We start from the raw sequence: 25,894 nt of genomic DNA on the forward strand, positions 1-25,894 counted from the left end.
GCTTTAACTTTCCGGGCTTTTTTTCATGCTGCGCGCCACGTCACTTTACTCCGCGTCGCCCTGCAGGCGGCGCAGCTTCACGGCTTGCGCCAGGTTTTCCAGCACGGCCACGCTGGCGCTCCAGTCGATGCAGCCATCCGTGACGGATTGGCCATAGATCAATTCCTTGCCCGGGATCAAATCCTGGCGCCCTGCCACCAGGTGCGATTCCACCATCACGCCGACGATGCGGCTGTCGCCGCCGGCCACCTGGCTGGCGATGTCGGCACACACGGGGATCTGGTTTTCCGGTTTCTTCGAGCTGTTCGCATGCGAGGCGTCGATCATCAGGCGCGCCGCCAGGCCTTGCGCGGCGATGGCCTTGCAGGCCTCGTCCACGCTGGCCGCGTCATAGTTCGGGGTTTTCCCGCCGCGCAGAATGATGTGGCAATCCTCATTGCCGTTGGTCGAGACGATGGCCGAGTGGCCGCCCTTCGTGACGGAGAGAAAATGGTGCGGCTGCGAGGCGGCCTTGATGGCTTCCACGGCGATTTTCACATTGCCGTCCGTGCCATTCTTGAAGCCGACGGGACAGGACAGTCCCGAGGCCAGCTCGCGGTGCACCTGCGACTCCGTCGTGCGTGCGCCGATGGCGCCCCAGCTGATCAGGTCGGCGATGTATTGCGGGCTGATGACGTCCAGGAACTCGGTGCCAGCAGGCAAGCCCAGCTCATTGATATTGCGCAACAGTTCGCGCGCCATGCGCAAGCCGTCGTTGATGCGGAAGCTGTTGTCCATGTACGGGTCGTTGATCAGGCCCTTCCAGCCCACCGTGGTGCGCGGCTTCTCGAAGTAGACGCGCATGACGATTTCCAGTTCACCGGCGAAACGCACACGCTCCTTGACCAGCAGGCGCGCATATTCCATAGCCGCCTTGGTATCGTGGATGGAGCAAGGCCCGATCACCACCATCAGGCGGTCGTCCTGGCCGTGCAGGATACGGTGCAGGGCAATGCGGGCGCTGGCAGCGGTCTGTTCGGCTTGCTCCGAGCAGGCGAATTCGCGGATCAGGTGGGACGGCGGGGTCAATTCCTTCATTTCGCGAATTCGCAAATCATCGGTGCGGGGCATCATTTTCTCCAAAATTTAAGGAAGGGTAAAACATCTGGGTAAAAAAAAACCGCCATCAGTGGCGGTTTTTTAGAATTTGCTGGGATCTCGTTTTTTGCTGCTACGTGAACCGACCGCTACTCCACCGCCTTTGGGTTGGAATTGCTAAAGTAAAAATAAGCGGTAAAAAAGTGGCGAGCGAACATGCGAGTCATCCATAAGTGATGAATGACTATAAACCTAAATTGCAAGGGTTGGCAAGCATATTTGTCGGCAAAGCCGCATGCCGCTGCCGTTTTACACGGCAAAGTGCGTAAAAAAGCATAAAAAGTTGCGCGCTGCCCATGCGCATCAGCTGGCTGCCAACGCTGTCGCCGCCGTGGCACGCACGCCACGCCGTTTTGACGCTGGCAAGCGACGCACTACTGATGTAGATCGAATCCCGGCCAGGCCGCACGGCCAAGACTTCAGGACGCCCCCCTTTCCGGCCTGACCTCCAGGAGAATCGCATGATTTACACTAAATCTGCCGCTCCATTTTCACCTCCACTTTTAAGGCGCAGGTGTTTCGGGTTGGCACCTGGTTCAAGCCGTGCCGCCGACGGTGATGCCGTCCAGGCGCAAGGTCGGCTGCCCCACGCCCACGGGCACGCTTTGCCCCTCCTTGCCGCACACGCCCACGCCAGAGTCCAGGCGCATGTCGTTGCCGATCATGGAAACGCGGTTGAGCACGTCCGGGCCATTGCCGATCAGGGTCGCCCCTTTGACCGGATAGCTGAGCTTGCCGTTTTCGATCATGTACGCTTCGCTGGCCGAGAAGACAAACTTGCCGTTCGTAATGTCGACCTGGCCGCCGCCAAAGTTGACGGCATACAAGCCATTTTTCACGGAAGCGAGGATGTCACCCGGGTCCCGGTCGCCGCCCAGCATATATGTATTCGTCATGCGCGGCATGGGCAGGTGGGCGAACGATTCGCGGCGCGCATTACCCGTCACGGGCATCTTCATCAGGCGCGCATTCATGGTGTCCTGGATGTAACCCTTCAGGATGCCATCCTCGATCAGGGTCGTGCACTGCGTCGGGTTGCCCTCGTCGTCGATATTCAGGGAGCCGCGCCGGCCGGCCAGGGTGCCGTCGTCGACCACCGTGACGCCCTTGGCCGCCACGCGCTCGCCGATGCGGCCCGAAAACGCGGACGAACCCTTGCGGTTGAAATCGCCCTCCAGGCCATGGCCGATGGCCTCATGCAGCAGGATGCCGGGCCAGCCCGGTCCCAGCACGATGGTCATGGGGCCGGCGGGCGCGGGGCGCGCTTCCAGGTTTACCAGCGCCGAGTTGACGGCGTCGGCCGCATATTGTTCCAGCACGGCATCACTGAAATAGTCATAGCTGAAACGCCCGCCGCCACCGGCCGAACCCGTTTCGCGGCGGCCATTCTGTTCGGCGATCACCGTCAGCGAGACGCGCACCAGTGGACGGATGTCGGCCGCCAGCACGCCGTCGCTGCGCAGCACCAGCACCACGTCGTACTCGCCAGCCAGACCCGCCATCACTTGCACGACTCTGGGATCTTTCGCCCGCGCCATCTTTTCCACGCGCTCGAGCAGTTGCACCTTGGCCGTGGCGTCCAGCGAGGCGAGCGGGTCGTTGGGCAGGTACAGCGAACGCCCGCCCTGCGCCTGCATCTGGCCCGCGATCTTGATTTTGCCGGTCCCCGCGCGCGCGATGGTGCGCGTGGCCGCTGCCGCTTCCAGCAGAGCCCGCTCGGAAATGTCGTCGGAATACGCAAAGGCCGTCTTGTCGCCGGACACGGCGCGCACGCCCACGCCCTGGTCGATGGAAAAGCTGCCCGTCTTGACGATGCCCTCTTCCAGGCTCCAGCCTTCGCTCTTGGTCGACTGGAAATACAGGTCGGCATAATCGACCTTGTGCGTAAACATCGTGCCCAAGGCTTTCAGCAGCTTGTCTTCGTCCAGGCCGAACGGCGTGAGCAGGAGTTCGCGCGCCACGGCCAGGCTGGACAGATTGGGTTCAAAAGGGATCATGGCTCTCTATTCTTTCAATTTACATGGTGCGGTGAGCAAGTGCTGGCAAGGATTCGCGCACGCCAGCCAGGAACACCAGGTCGATCTCGCCGCTCACCACACCCTCGCCTTCGGGCAACACGGCTTTCACTTCGCCCCACGGGTCGATCAGCATGCTGTGCCCCCAGGTACGCCGGCCGTTAGGATGCAAGCCGCCCTGCGCCGAGGCCAGCACATAGCACTGGTTTTCGATGGCGCGCGCGCGCAGCAGCACTTCCCAGTGGGCGCTGCCCGTCGTATGGGTAAACGCGGCAGGCACGACGATCAGCACGCAATCGCCCATGGCGCGGTACAGCTCGGGAAAACGCAGGTCGTAGCAGATGGACAGGCCGACCCGGCCGAACGGCGTCTCGATCGCGCGCACTTGCGCACCGGGCACGATGGTGCGCGATTCGTTGTAGGACTCGGTGCCGCGCGTAAAGCCGAACAGGTGGATTTTATCGTAGCGGCCGGCCGGCTCGCCTTGCGGGTCGTACACCAGCGTCGTATTGAGGACCTTGCCCTCCTCACCGGAAATCAGGGGTAAGGTGCCGCCGATCAACCAGATGCCGTGCTGGCGCGCCATCTGCGCCATGCCATCCTGGATCGGTCCGCTGCCGGGCTGTTCCGCATGGGCCAGCTTGTCCGTTTCCTGCTTGCCCATGATGGCCCAGTATTCGGGCAGCACCACCAGCTGCGCGCCACCGGCGGCGGCCTGCGCCACCAGGCGCCGCGCCGTGGCCAGGTTGTCTTCCACGGACGGCGAGGAAATCATTTGTATTGCTGCGATTGTATGCATCCTTCACCTCTACCTTCAAGCGCACTGCGAGCTTACTGTGCGGCACTTATTTAGCGACAGCATCCTGCGCCGCCGCTGCAGCGGCGGGAACGGCGACAGGCTCCAATTTACCACCATCGAGTTTGCTCACGACGGGCGATTTCCACGGGCCGGCGATCTGCATGTGGTAAGTGAGCGCCTTCATCACGGGGGCGCGCAGGAACAATTGCGCCAGGAAACTACCCAGGCCGATGACGGGGTTGACGGCCAGCGCGTACACGAGCGGCCCCGTGCCCAGATTAAATTCCGGGATCACCACCACGTGCAAATTCGTCGTTTCATTGGCGATGTCGGCCGTGCCATCCATCAGTACGGTGGCCGCCACGCCGTGCATCTTGAGGTTGTCGGTGGTCACCACGCCGCGTTTGATGCTGGCGTTGGCCGTGATGCCGTCGAAGGCCAGGCCTTCGGAAAACACGTCGTGGAAATCGAGTTTCAGCAAGCGGGGCAAGGCTTGCAGGCTGAGCACACCCAACAGCTTGGCCGCGCCCGGATCCTGCTTGAGGAACTGGCCCGACTCCACGTTCATCTCGATCTGCCCCGACAGGGTGGGAATGTCGAGCGAATACGGCAAACCATTCCACGCGATGTCGCCGCTCAGGCGGCCCTTGCCGCGGCGCACCGTATCGGCAAAGCCGAAGCGGTCGAGCAACTTGCCCGCATCGACGATATCGAGGCCGAAACGCAGGCTGGTTGTGCTTTGCCCATCCTTGATGACCCATTTGCCATTGCCGCTCAGCGCACCATCGGGATTCGACAGCTGCAGCTTGCCCACGCGCCACTCGCGCCCGCCCGCCGCCATGGTGTTATAGGCCTGCAACTCCAGCCGGCCGATCTTCTTGTTGAACAGCTCAAATTGCTCGGCGATGATATCGAGCGAGGGGATCGACTGGGCGCCGCTCTTGCCTTCCAGTAAATTCTTCACATCGTTGGCGGCCGACTCCGGAATGATCAGCGACGACAGGCGCGCCGTCATCTTGCCCAGGCCGGACGGCGTTTCCAGCCACGTCACATAGCCCGACACTTGTTTCGCATCAATATTAGCTTGCCACACATCCTTTTGATGCGTGGCGCCGACCACCACGTTTTCCAGCTTGCGCTCGCCCAGCATCAGTTCGCTGGCACGGGCCGCCATCATGTCCGGCACCACATAATGCGCGATATCGGGTGCATCGTCAGCGTTGCCGCCTGCATCGGCTGGGGCCGCGGCGCTGCCGGCGATCTCGCTGCCGACGGCGATCCAGCTATCCACATCCAGCGTTTTCATATTCACGTTGAGCATCATGCCGCTGTCCGGTTCCGGCGCCGGCACGTTCACGCCGATGCCGCCGCGCACCAGGCGCCAGGCGTCCTTGCCCTGCTTCTGGCGCTGGTAGCGGGCGGCGATGCCAGAACCCAGAGCGATGCGGATATCGTCCGTGCGCAAGCCGGCGCCGTTGGCCGCATTGCCCGTCAAGGTGAATTTCACGGGCAGGCTGTCGCCAGCCGCCTTTTTCAGCGGGGCGGGGAAATCCAGGGACAGACCCGTCAGCGGCGACTCGACATTGACCACCACCTGGTGGTCGCGCGCCGTGATCAGGCCGCTGTAGCGCGCGCCGCCATTCAAATGTTTCGCCAGGCGCTGCAACACGGGCGCCGGATACGTCTTGCGCAAGCCATCGATGGTCATGTTGCCGGCAATTTTCACCTGGATGGAATTGTCCGCTTGCGTGCCGCCCGAGATGGCCAGTGGCCCGCCCAGCAGGCTGCCATTCAAGCCATTCAGATTGACGCCCTTCTCGTTGAACTCGATCTTGCCCTGTGTGCCCAGCACGGGCGGCATGTCGTGGAACAGCACCACGTCATTGCCCGCCAGCTGCAAGCTGCCCTGCACGGTCGATTCGAGCATGCGCTCGATCGGCAGGTGCAATTTGAGGGCCAGCTTGGCGTTGCCCGTCGCCGTCGTTTCATCCGCGAAATGCTCGATCCAGCCCAGCACGGGGCTGGCCGTCACGTACTTGAGAAATTCCTGCATCGGGCCGGCTGCATTGCCCTCAATGTCGAGCAAGGTGTCGAACACCGTCAGGTCGGGGATCACGGCTTTGACATTCGTCAGAGCCACACCGCCCGTAGTGGCCGTGTCGGCGCGGATTTCCATGCGCGCCCGTTCAAACACGAAACTGCCCTTGATCTTGTCCGCCTGCGGCCACCGGGGCGCCTTACCCGCCAGCGGGCCGTTTTCCGCAAATTCGCCGGGTGCATAATTGAGGATGCCGTTCTCGAGCTTGCCGGCCACGCGGAAGTCGCCGCGATTCCGCTGGGCCGGCGTGTCAGCCTTGAAGGGGAAATGCTCGAGTTCGCCGCGCAGGCGCAGGCTGACATCGCGCGCCACGCCGCCTTCCAGCGCGCCCGTCAGCCAGTGGCGCAGGTGCTCGGGTGTTTGCAGCGGCAGATAGCGGCCGATGGTGTTGATCTGGAAATTGTCGATCGTGCCCGTCAGGTCAACCTGGCCCAGGTTCTTGCCGTCGAGCGGCATGCGGTGCGTGCCTTGCAAGGCGACGCGCAAGCCTTGCTGATTGAAGTCGAGCTTGTCCAACCCGACTTGCAGCATATTCTCCGCTTCAAAGGTCCAGCGCGCTTGCATGGCGAATCGTTCGAATGGCATGGCCGGTTCGCTCAGGTACGTGGGAAACTGCAGCACCAGGTCTTGCGCATCGATACTGATGCTACCGCCCTTGTCGTTGGCGTCGATGCTGCCGGTCAGGTGGTCGAAGCCGGGAATGGCCGGTGCAGCTGCCTGCGCGGCACTGGTCGCTGTCTTCGCCACTGCCAGGCGCGCCGGCTGCGCATTCAGGCCCAGGTCGATGAGCTTGCCGCGCAAACGGTAACTGGCGGGCGTGGCCATGTCGCCTTCCCATTGCGCTGAAAAATCCTGCAAACGCCCGCGCGGCGCCAAGGCGTCGAGGCGCTGCCGCTGCTGCTCGCCCAGCGGCAGCTTGTCGGCCAGCGCGGCCAGGGTATGCAAATCGAGGGACTTGGCCGTGATTTCCGTGCGCGCCGGCTTGCGCTTCGTAGTGGCAACAAAACGTTCGGACAGGGTCGTGGGCGGCAGGCTGAGGCCATCGCGGGTTTCCACCGCGAAATTCGTCAACTCCACCTGGTGCCCATTTGCGCCAAAGGTTGGCTTGCCATCCGGCACCTGCGCCGACAGCTCTTCCTTTGCAGAAATACGCCCGCTGACCGACAGCAAGTCGAGCGGGGCGATATGCTCGCCCAGCTGCGCCTGCACATCCGTCAAGCCCACATCGGCCGTGAAGCCGGCCAGGCGTGCATGATCCAGGCTCAACCAGGCGCGCAGGGCGCCCTTGCCCTGGCTCAGCTCGAACGGGTAATCGAGGTAGCGCCGCCAGGCGGCCAGATCGGCGTTTTTCAGGTCGGCGTACAGCTCGCCCTTCCACATCGATACATCCGAGATGCGCTGGCTGAAAGGGGGATGCGTGAAGTGAGCACGCACATCGATGGGCGCAGCCAGGCTGGCGGGCGGCGTGGCTTGCAAGCCCAGCCGGTGGCTGCGCCAGCGGTTACGCAGCAGCAAGTTGACCTTTTCCAGTGCCAGCTCGGGTGTGCCGCGCGCTTCATCCGTCCAGCGCACCTTGCCGTCGCGAATGATGATGTCATGCTGCGACAGCAGCCAGTCGGCGCCCTTGCCATCACTGCCTTGCGTGCTGTCGATCAACACGCCGGCCACATACAGCTTGCCATCCTTGCTGCGCCGCACGTCCAGGTCGGGCCGCGTGATTTCCAGGGTGTCGAAGCGCACGGTACCGAGCACGCTCCACCACGACACGGTGGCCGAGACGCTCGGCAGGCTCAGCGCCTGGCGGCCCGCTTGGTCGCGCAGGCTTACGTCGCCGAGGAAGAGATTCGGCCGCACGCCATGCCACGAGGCATAAATGCGCGCGATACTGACAGGGTTGCCCAGCGCGCGGCTGGCCGCCCGCTCGATATCGCCTTTGTAATAATCGATATTCGGCAAGATGGCGTAGCGCAGGAATAAAAACAGCACGGCGAAGGCGAAATACGCCAGCAGCACCAGTTTGATGGTAAAACCCAATACATGATGGGTGGCCAGGTTGGCCATGCGATAGGCGGCACGCAGCCGCTGCCAGCGCAGGGCCAATGGCACATGTTCTGTCACGCTTGCTTCTGGCGGTTTTTGCATCAATAAGCTAATAAGCTGGCCCGGCGTCAAATAATGGCAAAAATCGTCTGCATTCGTGGTGCGCACCTGCATCCTTGCGCTTGCTTCTGAGCAAAGCCTCCCTTACCATCGTCCGGAAGGGCACGCATTGCCGGCGGCATTCGCGCCAGCGGCACAATTTTACCGCATCCCCCGCCGTTCGCAGCCAAGTTAAACAAGAACCATGCAAGCAGCATCCACGAGAGCCTTACCGACACCATGAGCACACAGCCTTTGATCTCCGCCTCCCGTTTCTACCAGCGCTGGCTGGACGCCGCCCCCGAGCGCGCCGCACAGGTAGCGCAACTGGTGCGCACGCCGCTCGACGGGCTCGATTTTGCCGCCGCGCTGGCCGAGCAAGCGAACGCCGCCACGCCGCCGCTGCCGCCCGAGCGGGCCATGCGCCGCCTGCGCAACCTGCTCGTCTGCGGCCTGATCGCGCGCGATCTTGGCGGCCAGGCCAACTTGAACGAGGTCGTGACAGCCATGACGGGTTTTGCCGATTTCGCCATCCGCACGCATGTGGACGCCATCATGACCGAGATGGTGGCCCTGCATGGCATGCCCGTCGGCGAGGAATCGGGCGAGGAACAGGCCTTGATGGTGCTGGCGATGGGCAAGCAGGGCGGCGGCGAGCTGAATGTCTCATCGGATATCGACCTGATCTTTGTTTACCCGGAAGATGGCGACACACAAGTCACCCTGCCGGGCCAGCGCAGCCTGTCCAATCACGAGTTTTTCATTCGCATGGGCAAGAAACTGATCGCCGCCCTGGCCGAGATCACGCAAGACGGTTTTACCTTCCGCGTCGACATGGCCTTGCGTCCGAACGGCAACTCGGGGCCGCTGGCCGCCAGCCTGGGCATGGTGGAACAGTACCTGATCGTGCAAGGGCGCGAATGGGAACGCTACGCCTGGGTCAAGGCGCGCGCCGTGACGGGCAAACCGGAAGACATTGCGTCGCTCGACGCCATCGTGCGCCCGTTCGTCTTCCGCCGCTACCTCGATTTCGGCGTCATCGATGCCATCCGCACCATGCATGGCCAGATCCGCGCCGAAGTCAACCGCCAGGAACGGCTGCACCCGGACCGCAGCAACAACGTCAAGCTGGGCCGTGGCGGCATCCGCGAAATCGAATTCCTGGCGCAAGTGTTTCAATTGATACGCGGCGGGCGCGACGCCGAACTGCGCGAACGTTCCACGCGCGCCACCCTGCGCACGGTGGCAGACAAGGGCTTGCTGGAACCGGCCATCGTGGAGCAATTACTCGGCTCCTATACTTTCCTGCGCAACCTCGAACACCGGCTGCAATATCTGGACGATGCGCAAACCCACACCCTGCCCGCCAACGAGGCCGACCGCCTGGTGGTGGCGCAGATGATGGGCTTGCCCGACACGCCCACCCTGCTGGCCCAGCTCGAAGCGCACCGCGTGTTTGTCGCAGGACAATTCGACGAAATGTTTAGCGACAAGAGCAGCGGTACGCCGCCGGCCGACACAGGCATCGACCCGCAGACGTCGAACGACTGCGCCGCCTCGGACCAGCAGGAAGCCATCGAGGCGCGCTTTGCCGCCCTGGGTTTCCACGAACCGGCCGCCTGCGCGCGCCGTTTGCTGGCCACATGGCAGGCGCCGCGGCTGCAATCCTTGCCCGAGGCGAGCCGCACGCGCCTGGTCGCCCTCGTCAATTCCGCCCTGCCCCTGATCACCGATTGCTCCGTTTCCAACGGTAACGCCAGCCAGCTGGCCACCCTGGGCCGCCTGCTCGACTTTTTGGAAGCCATCGCGCGCCGCTCGGCCTATCTGTCGCTGCTGACGGAATATCCACATACGCTCGAGCGCGTCGTGCGCATGGTGTGCGCCAGCGGCTGGGCTGCCACCTTCCTCACGCAGCACCCGATCCTGCTTGACGAACTATTGGATGAACGCATCCGCAACACGGTGCCCGATCCAAACGCACTCGCGCTCGACCTGCAGCGCCAGCTCGACGATGCGCCCGGCGATACGGAGCGGCAAATGGATATCCTGCGCGAAACACACCATGCGCAGCTGTTCCAGTGCCTGGCGCAAGACCTGGCGGGCGACCTGAGCGTGGAAAAGCTGGCCGACTACCTGTCGCAGCTGGCCGACATCATCGTCGCCGCCACCGTGCAAGCCGTGTGGCAAACCTTGCCGACGCGCCACCGCGACGTGCCGAAATTCGCCGTCATCGCATATGGCAAGCTGGGCGGCAAGGAACTGGGCTATGTCTCCGACCTGGACGTCATCTTCCTGTTCGACGACGACGACCAGGAAGCGCCCGGCCTGTACGCCAAGCTGGCGCAACGCTTCATTACCTGGATGACCTCGCACACCTCGGCCGGCATCCTGTTCGACATCGATATCGCCCTGCGCCCCGATGGCGCCTCGGGCATGCTGGTCTCCAGCGTGCAGGCATTCGAGCGCTACCAGGGCAGCGCGGCCTGGGTGTGGGAGCACCAGGCGCTCACGCGCGCGCGCTTTTGCGCTGGCGATGTCGGCATCGGCAAGCACTTCGAGCGCATCCGCGACACGATCTTGCGCAAGGAGCGCCCGGAAAACGGCCCGCTCAAGGGCGAAGTGGTGGCCATGCGCAAGAAAATGCTGGACGCCCACCCGCCCCGCCCCGGCAGCTTTGATCTGAAACAAGATCCGGGCGGCATGATCGACATCGAGTTCATGGTGCAATACCTGGTGCTGCAACATGCGGCGCAGTATCCGCAGCTGACGGCCAACTCGGGCAATATCGCCCTGCTGCGCCTGTGCGGCGAACTGGGGCTGATCGACGCGCAGCTGGCCGCCCTGGTGGCCGACGCCTACCGCACGCTGCGCAAGCTCCAGCATCAGCTGCGCCTGCAGGGACAAGATCTGGCCCGCGTGGAACCTGAACGGGTGCGCGTGCATGCGGACAACGTGATGCGCCTGTGGCACACGATCTTTCCCGCAACGATTGCATAAGCCCGGCGGCGGCGTATGATACGTACAGGCAATTCCACTTCCCGGTAGTGCCGTACAACAGGCCGCGCCGGGGTTGCCTATCATCCCAGGAGACAGCGTATGAAGACTAGTATAAAAACGGGCATCAACGCCCTCGTTGCCAGTTTCATCCTCTGCGCCATGCCGGCAGCGGCATGGGCAGCCCCAAAGGGCAGCGCGGACGAAGCCATCGCCATGACCAAGCGCGCCGTCGCCATGATCAAGGCCGATGGCAAGGAAAAGGCCTTTGCCGCCATTGCCGATCCCGCCAACACCAGCTTCCATGACCGCGACCTGTATATTTATGTGTACGACATGAATGGTGTCACCCTGGCGCACGGCAACAATCCCAAGATGGTCGGCAAGAACCTGATCGACCTGAAGGACAATGAGGGCAAGGCCATCGTCAAGTCGCTGATCACCACGGCCAATACACCGGCCGGACGTGGCTGGGTAGACTTCAAGTGGCCCAATCCGCTGACCAAGGTGGTCGAGCAAAAATCCGGCTACATCGAACGGGTCGACAATATGATCGTCGGTTCCGGCATCTATAAATAAGCCACCGCAAGAGGAAACCGCAGCCGCATGCCGCTCCATTACCTGTCCCGCCTGAGCGGATCGGCACGCGATACGCAAGCCAACCTGCAGCTGGGCTGTGTGCTGGCGCTGGTGGCAGGCGCCGTGAATGCGGGCGGTTTTCTCGCCATCGGCGGCTATACCTCGCACATGACGGGCATCGTTTCGGGCATGGCGGACGACCTGGCGCTGGGCAATATCACGCTGGCGCTGGCCGCGCTGGGCGCGTGGCTGGCCTTTGTCAGCGGCGCGGCCGTGACCGCCATCATGGTGAACTGGGGCAAGCGGCGCCGGCTGCACAGCCAGTTTGCCGCCAGCCTGCTGCTGGAAGCGGCCCTGTTATTGCTGTTCGGCCTGACGGGCAATTACCTGGCCGCCATGCCCGACGTGCTGGGCCCCGTCACCATCTTGCTGCTGTGCTTTGTCATGGGCTTGCAGAACGCCATCATTACCAAGATTTCGGGCGCCGTCATCCGCACCACGCACGTGACGGGCCTGTCCACCGATATCGGCATCGAACTGGGCAAGATGGCGTACTACAACCGGCGCCACCTGCCGGACCGGATGGTCAAGGTCAACCGCGGCAAGCTGAGAACGCACAGCCTGCTGATCGCCTGCTTCTTCATCGGTGGCGTCAGCGGCGCCCTGGCCTTCAAGCACATCGGCTTTCCTGCCGCCACCATCATCCTGGCCGGCGTGCTGACCCTGCTGTCCGGCCTGCCCGTGCTGCGCGACTTGCGCGTTTTATGGCGCTTCTACCGGCGCCGTTTTTAATCATACGGACGAAAAAAAACGCCCCGAAGGGCGTTTTTTGTATGCTAGCCAGGAATTACTTGGCCGACATCAGTGCGACGGTGGTGTCGAGCATGCGGTTCGAGAAACCCCACTCATTGTCGTACCACGACGATACTTTCACCAAACGGCCCGATACCTTGGTCAGGGTCGAATCGAAGTTCGACGAGGCCGGGTTGTGGTTGAAGTCGATCGATACCAGCGGTTCGGTCTGGTACGTCAGGATGCCTTCCAGAGCGCCTTCCGACGCGGCTTTCATCAGCGCGTTGACTTCTTCCACGGTGGTGTCGCGCTTGGCGATGAAGGTCAGGTCGACCAGCGAGACGTTGATGGTCGGCACACGAATGGCGAAACCGTCCAGCTTGCCATTGAGCTCAGGCAGGACCAGGCCCACGGCGGCAGCAGCGCCCGTCTTGGTCGGGATCATGCTCATGGTGGCGGAACGGGCGCGGCGCAGGTCTTCATGCATCACGTCGGACAGCACCTGGTCGTTGGTGTAGGCGTGCACGGTGGTCATCAGGCCCGTTTCGATGCCGATGGCGTCGTTGAGCGGCTTGACCAGCGGTGCCAGGCAGTTGGTGGTGCACGATGCGTTGGAGATGACGGTATCGGTCGATTTCAATACCGAGTGGTTGACGCCGAACACGACGGTCGCATCGACGTCCTTGCCGCCTGGTGCCGAGATGATGACTTTTTTCGCGCCACCCTTCAAGTGCGCCGAAGCTTTCTCTTTGGTAGTGAAGAAGCCCGTGCACTCGAGCACGACGTCCACGCCCAGCTCGCCCCATGGGATTTCAGCCGGGTTGCGCTGTGCAAACACGCGGATCGGATCGCCATTGACGATCATGTTGTCGCCTTCGACGGTAACCGTGCCCGGGAACTTGCCGTGCGCGGTGTCGTAGCGGGTCAGGTGGGCGTTCGATTTGGCATCGCCCAGGTCGTTGATGGCAACGATCTGGATATCCTGTTTCTTGCCGCCTTCGTAGAAAGCGCGCAACACATTACGGCCGATGCGGCCGTAGCCATTGATTGCAACTTTGATCGTCATACTCTGCTCCTGATTAAAAAAGAAGGTACATGCACGCCCCCGGCGAGCACATCGCCAGGACCGTTAAAAATCAATATTAGCCAGCGATAACCGCTTTCACCTTGGCGACAACGTTCTCGACCGTGAAGCCGAAGTGCTTGAACAGCACGCCGGCAGGCGCCGATTCGCCGAACGTGTCGATACCGACCACGGCGCCTTCCAGGCCCACGTATTTGTACCAGTAGCTGGTCACGCCAGCCTCGATGGCCACGCGCGGCACGCCTTTCGTCAGCACGCTGGCCTTGTAGGCGGCGTCCTGGCGGTCATACACGTCGGTCGAAGGCATCGATACCACGCGCACATTGATGCCTTCGGCAGCCAGCGCGCTGGCGGCAGCCACGGCGAGTTCAACTTCGGAACCGGTGGCGATCAGGATCGCCTTGGCATCGGACACGTCGTTCAGCACATAGCCGCCGCGGTAGATATTCTCGATCTGTTCGGCGCTACGTTCCTGGTACGGCAGGTTCTGGCGCGAGAAGATCAGGGTCGACGGGCCATCCTTGCGGCGCACGGCGGCGCCCCAGGCAGCAGCCGACTCGACGGTATCGCACGGACGCCAGTTGTCCAGGTTCGGGATCAGACGCATCGACGAGACGTGCTCGACCGATTGGTGCGTCGGGCCATCTTCGCCCAGGCCGATCGAATCGTGGGTGAACACGAAGATCGAACGCAGCTTCATCAGCGCGGCCATGCGCAGCGCATTGCGGCTGTAGTCCGAAAACGTCAGGAACGTGGCGCCGAACGGGATGTAGCCGCCGTGCAAGGTGATGCCGTTCATAATGGCGCTCATGCCGAATTCGCGCACACCGTAGTTGATATGGTTGCCAGGCTGGCCCGAACGCACGGCCACGCACTCTTTCCAGTTGGTCAGGTTCGAACCGGTCAGGTCGGCCGAACCGCCGAGGAACTCCGGCAGCGACGAAGCCAGTGCCTGGATGGCGTTCTGGCTAGCCTTGCGGGTAGCGATGTTTTCTTTCTTTTCCACGCAGGAAGCGATGGCGGCGCTCAGGGCCGCTTCGAATGCCTGTGGCAGCTCGCCCTGCATGCGGCGGTTCAGTTCAGCAGCTTGCTGCGGGAATTCGCGGCTGTAAGCGGCAAAGCGCTCGTTCCAGTCCGCTTCCAGCAGGGCGCCTTGTTTCTTGGCATCCCAGGCTGCGTACACGTCGGCCGGCATCTCGAACGGGGCGGCATCCCAGCCGATGTATTCGCGTACGGCGGCGATTTCCTTGTCGCCCAGCGCGGCGCCGTGGACCTTGTCGCCGCCTTGCAGGTTCGGCGAACCCTTGCCGATGATGGTCTTGCAGCAGATCAGGGTTGGCTTCGATGCGGTCTTGGCGGCGGCGATGGCGGCAGCCACGGCGGCAACATCGTGGCCATCGACGGCGCGGATGACGTTCCAGCCGTACGCTTCGAAGCGCGCCGGGGTGTCGTCCGTGAACCAGCCTTCGACTTTGCCGTCGATGGAAATGCCGTTGTCATCGTACAGGGCGATCAGTTTATTCAGGCCCAGGGTGCCGGCCAGCGCACACACTTCGTGCGAAATACCTTCCATCAGACAACCATCGCCGACGAAAGCATAGGTGTAGTGGTTGACGATGTCGTGGCCAGGCTTGTTGAATTCAGCAGCCAGCAGTTGCTCCGACAGGGCCATGCCGACGGCGTTGGCGATGCCCTGGCCCAGCGGGCCGGTGGTCGTTTCCACGCCTGGCGTGACATCGACTTCCGGGTGGCCCGGGGTTTTCGAATGCATTTGGCGGAAGGCCTTGATGTCATCCATCGACAGCTCGTAGCCCGTCAGGTGCAGCAGCGCGTAGTGCAGCATCGAGCCATGGCCGTTCGACAACAGGAAACGGTCGCGGTTCTGCCATTTTGGATTCGCTGGGTTGTGGCGATAGTGACCACTCCACAGGGCAACTGCGATCTCGGCCATGCCCATCGGCATGCCTGGATGGCCGGAGTTGGCCTTTTGTACAGCGTCCATTGCCAGTGCGCGGATCGCATTGGCCATTTTGGTAGTCGGGAGCGTAGTTGTCATGATGGTGTGGGTCAGTCGCGAGTTTGGGATTCGTTTGCAACAGCGCGGACAGGGAAGCCGGCTGCTTTCTGTAGTCAACTATTTTACCAGACTGGGGGGCCGCAAATTAGAATTGCGGCGTACTGGCCCGCCAAATGGCTATACTTTGACGTCTTTCCACCCCACTTACCCCCGTTGAGGATTTGCATGCCGCGTTTTTTTTGCCCCCAGCCGCTCGTTGCCGGCACCACCATCGCCCTGCCGGAGGCTGTCGCCCACCATATCCAGGTCGTGCGCCTGGCGCCGGGCGACGTCATCACCCTGTTCAATGGCGAAGGGGGCGAAGTGCAAGCGAGCCTGGTAACGGTGGCCAAGCGCAGCGTGACGGCGGAGATCCAGGCGCACGTGGCGCGCGAAGCAGAACTGCCTTACGCCGTGACCCTGGCGCAAGCGCTGCCGGAAGCGTCCAAAATGGACTGGATCATCGAAAAAGCCATCGAACTGGGCGCGGCGGGCATCGTGCCGCTGTCGGCGCAGCGCTGCGTGGTGCGCTTATCCAGCGAGCGGGCCGAGAAAAAACTCGCGCATTGGCAAGGCATTATCGTGTCCGCTTCAGAACAAAGCGGGCGCAACCGCCTGGCCCAGCTGGCGCCATTGCAAGACTTCAATAGCTGGAGCAACCAGCAAGATTTGCATAAACGCATCATTTTGACGCCGCGCGCGCAGCAATCGCTGGCCGACTGGGCGCGTCACCAGCCGCCGCAGGCGATTACGGTGATGGTGGGACCGGAAGGCGGGTTTTCGGAAGCGGAAGAAAAAGCGGCCTTGGCCGCCGGCGCCATCGGCCTGGCTATGGGGCCGCGCATCCTGCGCACGGAAACGGCGGGATTGACGGCGCTGGCGATGCTGAGTGCTTTGTGGGGCGGGATGTAAGCAGTCAAGACTGGATGACAAGGCAAAAAAAACCCCGCTAGCTTGCGCTAGCGGGGTTTTTCTTTTCCCCTCTTGCCGCGAGACACGGTAAGAGGTGAAAAACAAGTCAATTAAAACTTGTAGTTGTACTCGGCGGTCAGACGCACGGAACGCGGTGCGGTGTAGCTGATAACGCGGCCGTAGGTTGGGCTGACGTTCAACGAGCTGTCCACGTTGTACGTTTCGTCCAGGGTCTGCACGGTTTGCTTGTTGAGTACGTTAAATACGTCAACTTTCAATGCCAGACCTTTCACCAGTTGCGGACGGTAGGACAGGTTCATGTCCAGACGCGTATCCCATGGTAAGGTGCCGCGGGAGCCACGTGGTGCCGCAGCGCCATCGCAATAGAAATACACCGAGCTATAGTCCACCTCGCCAGGAACGTTAGGGTTCCAGCCGAAGCAGTTCTTCGGACGACCCGAAGCCAGCAAGGCGTTCGCACCGACAGTCCACTCAGGGTTCAGTTCATAGAAACCGAAGGCCTTGATTTGGTGCTCGCGGTTGTTTGGCAACAAGCCGTTAGCATTAACCATCAACTCTGGATTATCCCAGGTCGACGTTGCGGCAACGTCGGTTTGGGCATTGTCCGAACGGGTTTGACCTTCGGTATTACCTTTGCTGCGCGACCACGTGTAGTTCACACGACCATACCAGCCATCACGCATCGGATGCTCAGCAAACAGATCAATTGCCGTGTACGTACGTTTCGCTTCGTCAAAGCCCAGCTGCGCTTTGGTCAGGTGAACTCTCGTGTAGTTGCTGCGGGTGCCAGCATAATCGACCAGGAAGGTGTTGTCTTTACCTGGGTTAAACGATGCGCACGAGAAGCCCGAGAAGTTCGACGTATCGATATTGTTAGCTACAGCGTAAGCGTCAATCAGGCGAGTATCGCAGTAGTCATCGATGGTGGCTTTCAATTGCCGATAAGTCACTTTCGCGCCAAAGTTCAGGCTAGGCGAAAACGCTTTTTCGAAACCGATGGTCAACTCATCCTGATACGTTGCCTTGATATCCTGGGCAACAACGGTTTTTGGATCCTTGTACTGACCCAATTCGTTGTTGGTCGAGTAAACCGGTGCCAGCGACTGCAGGCCCGTAGGCTGACCGTACGCGTCGGTACCCGTGTAGGTGTAGCCTTCACGCGTCAGCGTCGAACGGCTACCGCCGCGAACGGCAAGGTGAGTCGGGATTTGCAGAGCATAACGACCAGCGCTACCGAACACTTTCAACGATGCATCACCGTTGACGTCCCATGCCGCTGCCAAGCGTGGCGAGATCATGTTCTTCACTTCCAGGAAGGTTTCACCGTCGCCGTTGACGTTTTTGAAGCCTTCATTACGAATGCCCAAGGTCAGCAACAGGTCCTTCGTGGTTTGCCAGCGGTCTTCCAGGTATTGTGCGCTTTGCTCGGAACGGGCATCCGTCACGCTGGAGAACAGGCGCTTGCTGACCCAGTACCCCTGGGAAGCCAGCAGACCAGGATTGTTCGAGGTCGTCACGGTGTTGGTACCCAACTGCAGCGGCACGGTACCGTCACCGACGCCGTTTTTACGGGTTTGGCCGTATACCCAGATACCGCCGCCGCCATAGACTTCACCGACGTTGGTCGAGGTCAGCTTGTTGTCATCCAGACCGCCACGGATGGTGTGGTTGCCAATCTTGTATTCCAAATCCAGGCGGGAAGACTTGATCTTGCTCGCCGAATTGTTTGCCGCAACAGCGCCGTTCAGGGTTTGCGGGCTGGCGTAGTTCAAGCCAGGCGCACGGTTATTGCTCGCGGCGCTGATCTGGAACAGATCCGCAGGTGCGGAACCGATCGGATCATAAACAGCCGAGTTCGGCGTTTTGCTCTGACCATACAAGGCATTGACCGTCAAGTTCTCAGTCAGGTTACCCGTGTAGCGAAGAATTTGCGTTTCTGCACCAACCGATGGCGAGAAGTCTTCGCTGTTCTTGTAGTGCTGCGATGCGGTCTTGGCAAGACGACGGCTGTTCGTGTAGTCGTAGCCATACAATTGACGGTCGGTCTTGGCTTCGTCGCCCAGCAACGTCATTTCCAGACGGTGATCATCCGTGATGTTCCAGTCAAACTTCGCCATGTAACGGTCGACCTTGTGCTGGTTCGACTGCCAGCCAGTGGTGGCGTTCGATGCCGAGGTACGGGTCCCCAGCGCGGCGTCGGTATCGAGACTGCGCGATTCAAACGCGGCAAACATGAACAGTTTGTCTTTGATGATCGGGCCGCCCACATAGGCGCCATACGTCTTTTCCGAGCGCGAGCTGTCGTTGCGGCGCAGGTACAGTGTATTATCGGTCGCGGCGTTCGACGTCGCGCCGGTATTCGGGTAGTAGTAATCTTTTGGCGTCGAGCGCAGACCGTTAGGCTCGATGGCAACCTGGCCACCGAATTCCCAGTTGTTGGTACCGCTCTTCGTCGTGACGTTGACCACGCCACCAACCGAACGGCCAAACTCGGCGCCGAAGCCACCGGTCAGGATCTGTGCCTGGGAGATTGCGCCGAATGGCAGTTCCGAAGCGCCCAATTGGGTCAGCGGATTGGTAACAGGGAAACCGTTGATGTAGTACGCGTTTTCCGAAGCGCCGCCGCCGCCGAACGATGCACCGGCAGAATAACGGGAGTCAGCACGGGTCGTGTTAGGCGCCAGCTGAATGATCGCGGCAACGTTTTGTGCGATAGGCAATTTCGCCAGTTCTTTGGCGGTAAACGTCGCGCCATTGTTCGAGCTCGAAACGTCAATGCGGCTACGGCGACCGGTAACCTGCACTGCCTGTACTGCACTGCTGGCGAACGATGCATCAACACCTTGGCCTACGATGACATCGGTCTCTACGCTGTTGACAGTTTTACCGTCGCGCACCAAGTCAATCTTGTAATGGCCAGGAGCCATTCCCGATGCAAAATAGCGGCCCGCAGCATCGACCGTAACGGTACGTTTGGTACCCGTACCAATATTATGCAAGACAACGGAAGCGCCAGCAGCTGCGCCATCAACCGTACCGTAGATATTACCGGCAGCGTTAGATTGCGCCATTGCGGCAGGAACGACAGCGGCAGTCACCGCGGTCGCACTAAATGCAATCGCCAATGCACGGACTAAGACAGTTTTTCTAAACATGTGATTTCCTAATTATAGTTAAGCTTTTCTCGTGGATCAGCTTGGATAGAATGCATACAACAAATCACGGTCAATATTATTTTAAGTCCCGATTTTCCCCACTCCGTCATTTTATGACAGGTCATATAGCCCTATAGCCGGTCCCCTAGCTAGCTGACTAGACAACATATGGAAACATATGCAAACCTTAACTGTCAACAAAGAGAACGGAATGGTGCGCAGAAACAACACACCTGCACAAAAAAGGTCAGGAAAAATAAATACACCCAAAAATGGTGCGGCAACGCACAATTTTGATGCGCGAAAAAGGCATAAAAACGCATATGCAAATACGTTTTTAGCGCTTTGCTAGCTCTTGCATGGATGGAAAAGGGAGGACTACGGCGGCAGGAATGGGCAATGTGCAAGTGCGCAAATAGCTACCCGTTACCCGTCACGCGCAGCCAAAAACCTCACGGATCGGGAGCGCGCTGACGGGGATCGAACGAAATATGCAGCCGATATCAGATGGCTAAACGTTGCAGCTCGAGTATTATTAGAAATATATTAATTATCATTTAAATAATTATTTCTTTTTATATGCAATACGCTTCATCTCTTGCAGGTTGCGCAAGCTTCTCTCTTCCTGATCATTATCATTTTCCAATTGCACCAACTTGGCTTTATGTTGTGCATTGCTGTTATAAACAAATTCCTCAGTAGCTTTTTTCCAGCGAACATTATCGACAATGATTCCATCCGCGACCTTCTGGCTATCATTTGCTATTTTTTTATACGTCTCAGAAATCAGCACATCTGCCTTGATAAATTCCTCATTGCTCATCAGCTTAAGGATATCTGATGGAATAGTATTTGCTATTGGCATCGCCGCATTCAAATTCTTTACGAAACGCCCATAACAATCCACCCATGCATTAACGGCAGAATTCACCGAAGTGATTTCAGTATTTTTAGTAGACACCTTGGGAATTACTGGATGGGTACAATTAAATTTGCCATAGGCGACATTGGCACCGTCAAAATTGGTAGTGTAGTAAGCGATGTCGGTCTTGCGTGCGCTCCGTTGTTGCACCAGATCCAGTGATGCGGCCGCTTCCGGATTGCCGCTGGCAGCAGCCTGCTTGAGCCAGTACGTCGCCTGCGCCGCGTCCTCTGTCGTGCCTTCGCCAAAACCGTACATTTCACCCAGCTGCAATTGCGCGGCACTGTTACCCTGCTTGGCCAATTTCGTGAACTTCTGGAACGCTGTTGAAAAATCCTTGGCTTCCCACGACTTCTGAGCATCGGCAAGTTCATCTGCATGTACCGCCCCGAATGCCATCATTAAGCAAAAGCTGAGTGTAATTTTTTTCATCTTGACGTCCACTAGAAAGTTGATCGGGATAAAAGAATTTTCTGCTGGCGAGCTCGTTGCTCGTACGGACGCAGTAGCAGTTTCCAGAAGGAAAAATGCAGCCAGACAGGAGCGTTAATCCTAGCTCAGAAATAAGGGTTCCGCAATTAATAAGTTTAATAAAAGGATCACATTTTTACGATACTGTTAAATAAAAAAGACAACTTTACTACTGCGAAAGGTTCGACAAACGGATATCCCCCTGCAGCAACACAATCAGCGCGCTACCACTAAACCGCCACGCTCCGATAACTATTTATATTGTTTGCACGCAACCGGGGCATCCATGGCAAAACAACGACGACGCAGCCGTCATGAAACCGCCGCCCCACGTACCCGCCAACCATTATCGACATACTCTGCAAATAGCAGCGCTAAGGGTAAAATAGCGCCTGGACTGCGTTCTTCCTTCCTGGCAAACCTTGCCGTACCGATGAAATGTGTGACCAAGAAGAAAATCTGTGCTTCAGCATAGCCGAGTATTCGCAAGTCGCGACCGGCAAGGTACAACAAGCTTTGTCAGGTAATCTTGGCGTGCTTTATTCATGGGGCCTAGACAGCCCCCAACCTTGGACTCACTATTATGCTGCGACTCAACGAAGTAAAACTCCCCCTCGAACACGACGAAGCGGCCCTGCCCGCCGCCATCCTGGCGCGCCTGGGCATCGCCGCCGCCGATTTGCTCGGCTTTACCGTCTTCAAACGCAGCTATGACGCGCGCAAGCGCAGCGCCGTGGTGTTGATTTACTCGCTGCATGTTGACGTCAAGAATGAGGCGGCCGTGCTGGCGCGCCTGGGCCACGATATCCACCTGATGCCCGCGCCCGACACCGACTATAAATTCGTCGCCGGCGGCGAACAGCTGGCCGGCCACACGAATGAACCGCGTCCCATCGTCATCGGCACGGGGCCATGCGGCCTGTTCGTGGCGCTGATCCTGGCACAGATGGGCTTGCGCCCCCTCATCCTGGAACGGGGCAAGCAGGTGCGCGAACGCACGGTCGACACCTTCGGTTTCTGGCGCAAGCGCGAACTCAATCCCGAGTCGAACGTGCAGTTCGGCGAAGGCGGCGCCGGCACCTTCTCGGACGGCAAGCTGTACAGCCAGATCAAGGATCCCAAACACTACGGCCGCAAGGTCTTGACGGAATTCGTCAAGGCCGGTGCGCCCGAGGAAATCATGTATGTGAGCAAGCCGCACATCGGCACCTTCCGCCTGGTCAAGATGGTGGAAGAAATGCGCGCCAATATCGAGCAACTGGGCGGCGAATACCGCTTCAGCAGCAAAGTGGTCGATCTTGACATCGTGCCGGGTGCCGACGGCGGCCAGGTGCGTGGCGTGGTGCTGGACAATGGCGAAACCATCGCCAGCAACCACGTCGTGCTGGCCATCGGCCACAGCGCGCGCGACACCTTCGAGATGCTGCACCGCCGCGGCGTGTACATCGAAGCGAAACCGTTCTCGATCGGCTTCCGCGTGGAACACCCGCAATCCTTGATCGACAGTTGCCGCTTCGGCCCCAGCGCCGGCCACCCGATCCTGGGTGCGGCCGACTACAAGCTGGTGCACCACGCCAGCAATGGCCGTTCCGTCTACAGCTTCTGCATGTGTCCGGGCGGCACGGTGGTGGCCGCCGCCTCGGAACCGGGCCGCCTGGTGACGAACGGCATGAGCCAGTATTCGCGCAACGAGCGCAATGCCAACAGCGCCATCGTGGTCGGCATCACGCCAGCCGACTATCCGGGCGACCCGCTGGCCGGCATCGCCCTGCAGCGCGAGCTGGAAGAGCGCGCGTTTGCCCTGGGCGGCAGCAACTACGATGCCCCGGGCCAGCTGGTGGGCGATTTCGTGGCCGGACGCGCCTCGACGCAATTTGGCAGCGTGGTACCCTCGTACAAGCCGGCCGTGCACCTGACGGATCTGGCGTCAGCGCTACCCGAGTACGCGATCACGGCCTTGCGTGAAGCCTTCCCGGCGTTCAACAAGCAGATCAAGGGCTATTACAAGGCCGACGCCGTGCTGACGGGCGTGGAAACGCGCACCTCGTCGCCGATCCGCATCAAGCGCCGCGACGACAACCTGCAAAGCCTGAACACGCGCGGCCTGTTCCCTGCAGGCGAAGGCGCCGGCTATGCGGGCGGCATCCTGTCGGCGGCCGTCGACGGCATCAAGGTGGCCGAAGCGGTGGCGTTGTCGATGGCAGCCGCCTGAGGCCGGCACAGCAGATCAGGCTGCCAGCGGTAGCCTGATCTGTATATGACAGCCGGGACTGCTGTCGATGGCGCACACCTTGCCGCCCAGTTGCTGCACGATGGTGTAGACGATGTGCATGCCCAGACCGGAGCCGCCCTGGCCCCGCTTGGTGGTGAAAAACGGTTCAAACATATGTTCGCGCACGGCCGGCGCCAGGCCGATGCCATCGTCGGAAAAATCCAGCAGCAACCAGCGCAAGGCCGCCTCATCTGCATCCGCCTCGATGCGCGCGCGTATCGTGATGCGTCCTGGCCCGCCCTGCGGATAGCCGTGGCGGGCGCTGTTCATCAGCAGGTTCGAGAGGATTTGCGACAACTTGCCGGCCGCCAGGCGCACCTGGCAATCGGGCGCGATATCGAGTTCCACGCCCAGTGCCGCCTTGCGCAGTTCCGGACTGTGCGCCGACACCAGGCCGTGCACATAGTCGTGCAGCGCCAGGTCGGCCACGTATTCGCTGACCTGGTCCACGGCCAGCTGCTTGAAATTGCCGATCAGGTCGGCGGCGCGCGCCAGGTTGCGTTCGATCAAGGCGGCCGCGCCTTTCAGGGATTCGGCAATGTCGACCAGTTCGGCCCGGCTGACCTTGGCGCCGCCCAGCAGCTGCACCAGCTGGTCGGCATAACTGCCCATGCTCGACGCCGCCGTCAGCGCCACGCCGATGGGCGTGTTGACTTCATGCGACACACCGGCCACCAGCGAACCGAGGGCCGCCATCTGTTCCTGCTCGATCAGGTTGGCTTGCGCCGCCAGCAGCGACTCGGTGCGCACGCGCACGATTTCTTCCAGCTGCTGCGTGCGCTCCTGGTGCTGCAGCTCGGCCGCGCTGCGAGCCGAGAAGATCGACAGCAGCAACAAGGCCAGCAAGCGCTTGTTTTCATCGATGGGACGCGTGTCGATGGCCGACAGGATGCCCAGGGTCTTGCCTTCGGTATCGATCAGCGGCATGCCGACATAGCTTTCCGCATGCATGTCGACCAGGAGGCTATCGAATGGAAAGCGACGCTGGATGTCGCTGCCATGAAAACACATGCTCTGGCAGGTCACGTCCTGGCAAGGCGTGTGCTGCAGGCTGTATTCGATATTCGGCCGGTAGCCGTCGCCGCCCCACAGGGCCAGCGTGCGGATGCCTTCGCTGCCATCGTCCATGCGCACCAGGCGCCCGGCGATCACATAGTGCACATCGAGCGCTTCGGCCAGCTCCTTGACGAGGATGCGCAGGAAGTCGTCGCCACGGGCGTGCGCCGTCGAGGCCGTAATCGAGCGCAGGGCCGCTTCCGCCAAGGTGCGCCGCTGCTCGGGGTCGAACAGGGGTTCTTGCGAATTCACATCAAACAACGGAATACTCATGAATGCTCCTGCGCAGCACTGGAAGCGCCAGCAAACCTGCCGGCGTGGCAACCCTCAGCCATGGCCCGCCCCAGCGGACCTGCCGCGATTGTACCCCTGGCTATTGTTTAATAATACAGATACGCAGGAATTTTTTATAGCCAGCCGGAACGCTTGAACAAGTAATACATATAACCGCAGACACAGCTCATCAGTCCCACGGCCACGGGATAGCCGTATTGCCAGTCCAGCTCCGGCATGAACTTGAAATTCATGCCCCACACGCCGGCAAACGCTGTGAACACGGCGAAAATGGCCGCCCAGGCCGCCAACTGCTTGTTCACTTCGCTCTCATCGATGGCCACCATCGACAGATTCACCTGGATGGCCGTGCTGATGGTGTCGCGGATGGTGTCGAGCGTGCCATTGATGCGCGCCAGATGATCGTGCACGTCGCGGAAATACTCCTGGGTATCGTGGCATAGCGGCGGCACGCGGCCGCCGTGCAGCTTGCCCACCGCTTCCATCAGGGGCGCCACCACGTGGCGCAAGACCATGACCTTGCGCTTCAATTGATACAGCCGTTCGATATTGTCGCGCTCGGTGCCACGGTCGAAGATACGGTCCTCGATCAATTCCAGCTCCGATTCCAGCGCGTCGAGCACGGGAAAGTAACGGTCGACGACGGCGTCCATCAGCGCGTACAGCACGAAGGCCGAGCCCTGGCGCAGCAAGTGCGGCTCCCGTTCGGCGCGCGCGCGCACGCCGAGGAAACCTTGCGAGCTGTTGCTGCGCGACGAGAGCACATAATTCGCGCCGACAAAAATGTCGACTTCACCCATGACCAGTTCGTTTTCGACCATTTCCACGGTTTTCACGACGGCAAACAGGGAATCGCCATATTCCTCGATCTTCGGACGCTGGTGGCCCCGCTGCGCATCCTCGACGGCCAATTCATGCAGGCAAAATTCGTGCTGCATCTGTTTCAGCTCAGCCGGCGTGGCATCGAGCAGGGCGACCCAGACGAAACAGTCGGGGCGCTCGACATAATCGCTGATGTCGTCAATCGGCAAGTCGGCCAGTTTTTTGCCATCCTGGTAGGCCACGCAGTTAATCAGCATACAGTTCCACAATGAAGGT

The 25,894-nt window shown here is 60.5% G+C and carries 16 protein-coding genes; 6 read left to right on the plus strand and 10 right to left on the minus strand.

From position 1 onward, the window contains the following. Positions 1–45: 45 nt before the first annotated feature. From aroG to ACQ4WL_RS19315, 4 genes are all read right to left on the minus strand, one after another. Complete coding sequence (aroG, locus tag ACQ4WL_RS19300; RefSeq protein ID WP_436511293.1) at positions 46–1,110, minus strand: 3-deoxy-7-phosphoheptulonate synthase AroG; 1,065 nt, start codon at positions 1,108–1,110, stop codon at positions 46–48. A gap of 563 nt (positions 1,111–1,673) precedes the next feature. Continuing rightward, positions 1,674–3,134, minus strand: a complete 1,461-nt coding sequence (gene tldD / locus ACQ4WL_RS19305; protein ID WP_436511195.1) for a metalloprotease TldD — start codon at positions 3,132–3,134, stop codon at positions 1,674–1,676. A gap of 19 nt (positions 3,135–3,153) precedes the next feature. After that, a complete protein-coding gene (locus ACQ4WL_RS19310) occupies positions 3,154–3,951 on the minus strand; it encodes a carbon-nitrogen hydrolase family protein (protein WP_436511196.1) in 798 nt (265 codons plus the stop codon). Positions 3,952–3,997: 46 nt separating this feature from the next. Beyond that, complete coding sequence (locus ACQ4WL_RS19315) at positions 3,998–8,191, minus strand: YhdP family protein (protein ID WP_436511197.1); 4,194 nt, start codon at positions 8,189–8,191, stop codon at positions 3,998–4,000. 237 nt (positions 8,192–8,428) lie between these two features. On the opposite strand from ACQ4WL_RS19315, the gene glnE reads away from it, so the two are divergent. The 3 genes from glnE (at position 8,429) to ACQ4WL_RS19330 (ending at position 12,553) form a co-directional block, all read left to right on the plus strand. Continuing rightward, positions 8,429–11,185 (plus strand): bifunctional [glutamate--ammonia ligase]-adenylyl-L-tyrosine phosphorylase/[glutamate--ammonia-ligase] adenylyltransferase, encoded by a 2,757-nt coding sequence (gene glnE / locus ACQ4WL_RS19320; protein WP_436511198.1) that lies wholly within the window; start codon positions 8,429–8,431, stop codon positions 11,183–11,185. A 99-nt stretch (positions 11,186–11,284) separates the two neighbouring features. Further along, positions 11,285–11,761 (plus strand): cache domain-containing protein, encoded by a 477-nt coding sequence (locus tag ACQ4WL_RS19325; RefSeq protein WP_436511199.1) that lies wholly within the window; start codon positions 11,285–11,287, stop codon positions 11,759–11,761. Positions 11,762–11,788: 27 nt separating this feature from the next. Further along, positions 11,789–12,553: a YoaK family protein gene (locus tag ACQ4WL_RS19330; RefSeq protein WP_436511200.1), complete on the plus strand. Its 765-nt coding sequence runs from the start codon at positions 11,789–11,791 to the stop codon at positions 12,551–12,553. 55 nt (positions 12,554–12,608) lie between these two features. Here the strand turns inward: ACQ4WL_RS19330 and gap are convergent, their stop codons facing one another. Together gap and tkt are read right to left on the minus strand one after the other, a co-directional pair. Beyond that, the gene (gene gap / locus ACQ4WL_RS19335; RefSeq protein WP_096234037.1) at positions 12,609–13,619 is read right to left on the minus strand and encodes a type I glyceraldehyde-3-phosphate dehydrogenase; all 1,011 of its coding nucleotides are present in this window, start codon (positions 13,617–13,619) and stop codon (positions 12,609–12,611) included. Between the two features lie 76 nt (positions 13,620–13,695). Continuing rightward, positions 13,696–15,693 carry a transketolase gene (gene tkt, locus ACQ4WL_RS19340; protein ID WP_436511201.1) on the minus strand — a complete coding sequence of 666 codons (1,998 nt, stop codon included), beginning with the start codon at positions 15,691–15,693 and terminating at the stop codon, positions 13,696–13,698. A 186-nt stretch (positions 15,694–15,879) separates the two neighbouring features. On the opposite strand from tkt, the gene ACQ4WL_RS19345 reads away from it, so the two are divergent. Beyond that, on the plus strand, positions 15,880–16,605 hold the full coding sequence (locus ACQ4WL_RS19345; protein ID WP_436511202.1) for a 16S rRNA (uracil(1498)-N(3))-methyltransferase: 726 nt from the start codon (positions 15,880–15,882) through the stop codon (positions 16,603–16,605). A gap of 110 nt (positions 16,606–16,715) precedes the next feature. On the opposite strand, the gene ACQ4WL_RS19350 is transcribed toward ACQ4WL_RS19345, so the two are convergent. Beyond that, the gene (locus ACQ4WL_RS19350) at positions 16,716–19,781 is read right to left on the minus strand and encodes a TonB-dependent receptor (RefSeq protein WP_436511203.1); all 3,066 of its coding nucleotides are present in this window, start codon (positions 19,779–19,781) and stop codon (positions 16,716–16,718) included. Between the two features lie 178 nt (positions 19,782–19,959). Here ACQ4WL_RS19350 and ACQ4WL_RS19355 point away from each other — a divergent pair, with 178 nt between their 5' ends. Continuing rightward, a complete protein-coding gene (locus ACQ4WL_RS19355; RefSeq protein WP_436511204.1) occupies positions 19,960–20,133 on the plus strand; it encodes a hypothetical protein in 174 nt (57 codons plus the stop codon). 213 nt (positions 20,134–20,346) lie between these two features. Here ACQ4WL_RS19355 and ACQ4WL_RS19360 read toward each other — a convergent pair whose 3' ends face one another. After that, positions 20,347–21,135, minus strand: coding sequence for a tetratricopeptide repeat protein (locus tag ACQ4WL_RS19360; RefSeq protein WP_436511205.1), 789 nt, complete (start codon positions 21,133–21,135; stop codon positions 20,347–20,349). 622 nt (positions 21,136–21,757) lie between these two features. Between ACQ4WL_RS19360 and ACQ4WL_RS19365 the strand changes: the two genes are divergently transcribed. Further along, positions 21,758–23,386 carry an NAD(P)/FAD-dependent oxidoreductase gene (locus ACQ4WL_RS19365; RefSeq protein WP_436511206.1) on the plus strand — a complete coding sequence of 543 codons (1,629 nt, stop codon included), beginning with the start codon at positions 21,758–21,760 and terminating at the stop codon, positions 23,384–23,386. A 15-nt stretch (positions 23,387–23,401) separates the two neighbouring features. On the opposite strand, the gene ACQ4WL_RS19370 is transcribed toward ACQ4WL_RS19365, so the two are convergent. Continuing rightward, on the minus strand, positions 23,402–24,775 hold the full coding sequence (locus ACQ4WL_RS19370) for an ATP-binding protein (protein WP_436511207.1): 1,374 nt from the start codon (positions 24,773–24,775) through the stop codon (positions 23,402–23,404). Between the two features lie 134 nt (positions 24,776–24,909). Next, positions 24,910–25,875, minus strand: coding sequence for a magnesium/cobalt transporter CorA (corA, locus tag ACQ4WL_RS19375; RefSeq protein ID WP_101484056.1), 966 nt, complete (start codon positions 25,873–25,875; stop codon positions 24,910–24,912). Between the last annotated feature and the right edge of the window lie 19 nt (positions 25,876–25,894).

This window comes from Janthinobacterium kochi (assembly GCF_051380715.1).
Lineage (GTDB): Bacteria > Pseudomonadota > Gammaproteobacteria > Burkholderiales > Burkholderiaceae_D > Janthinobacterium.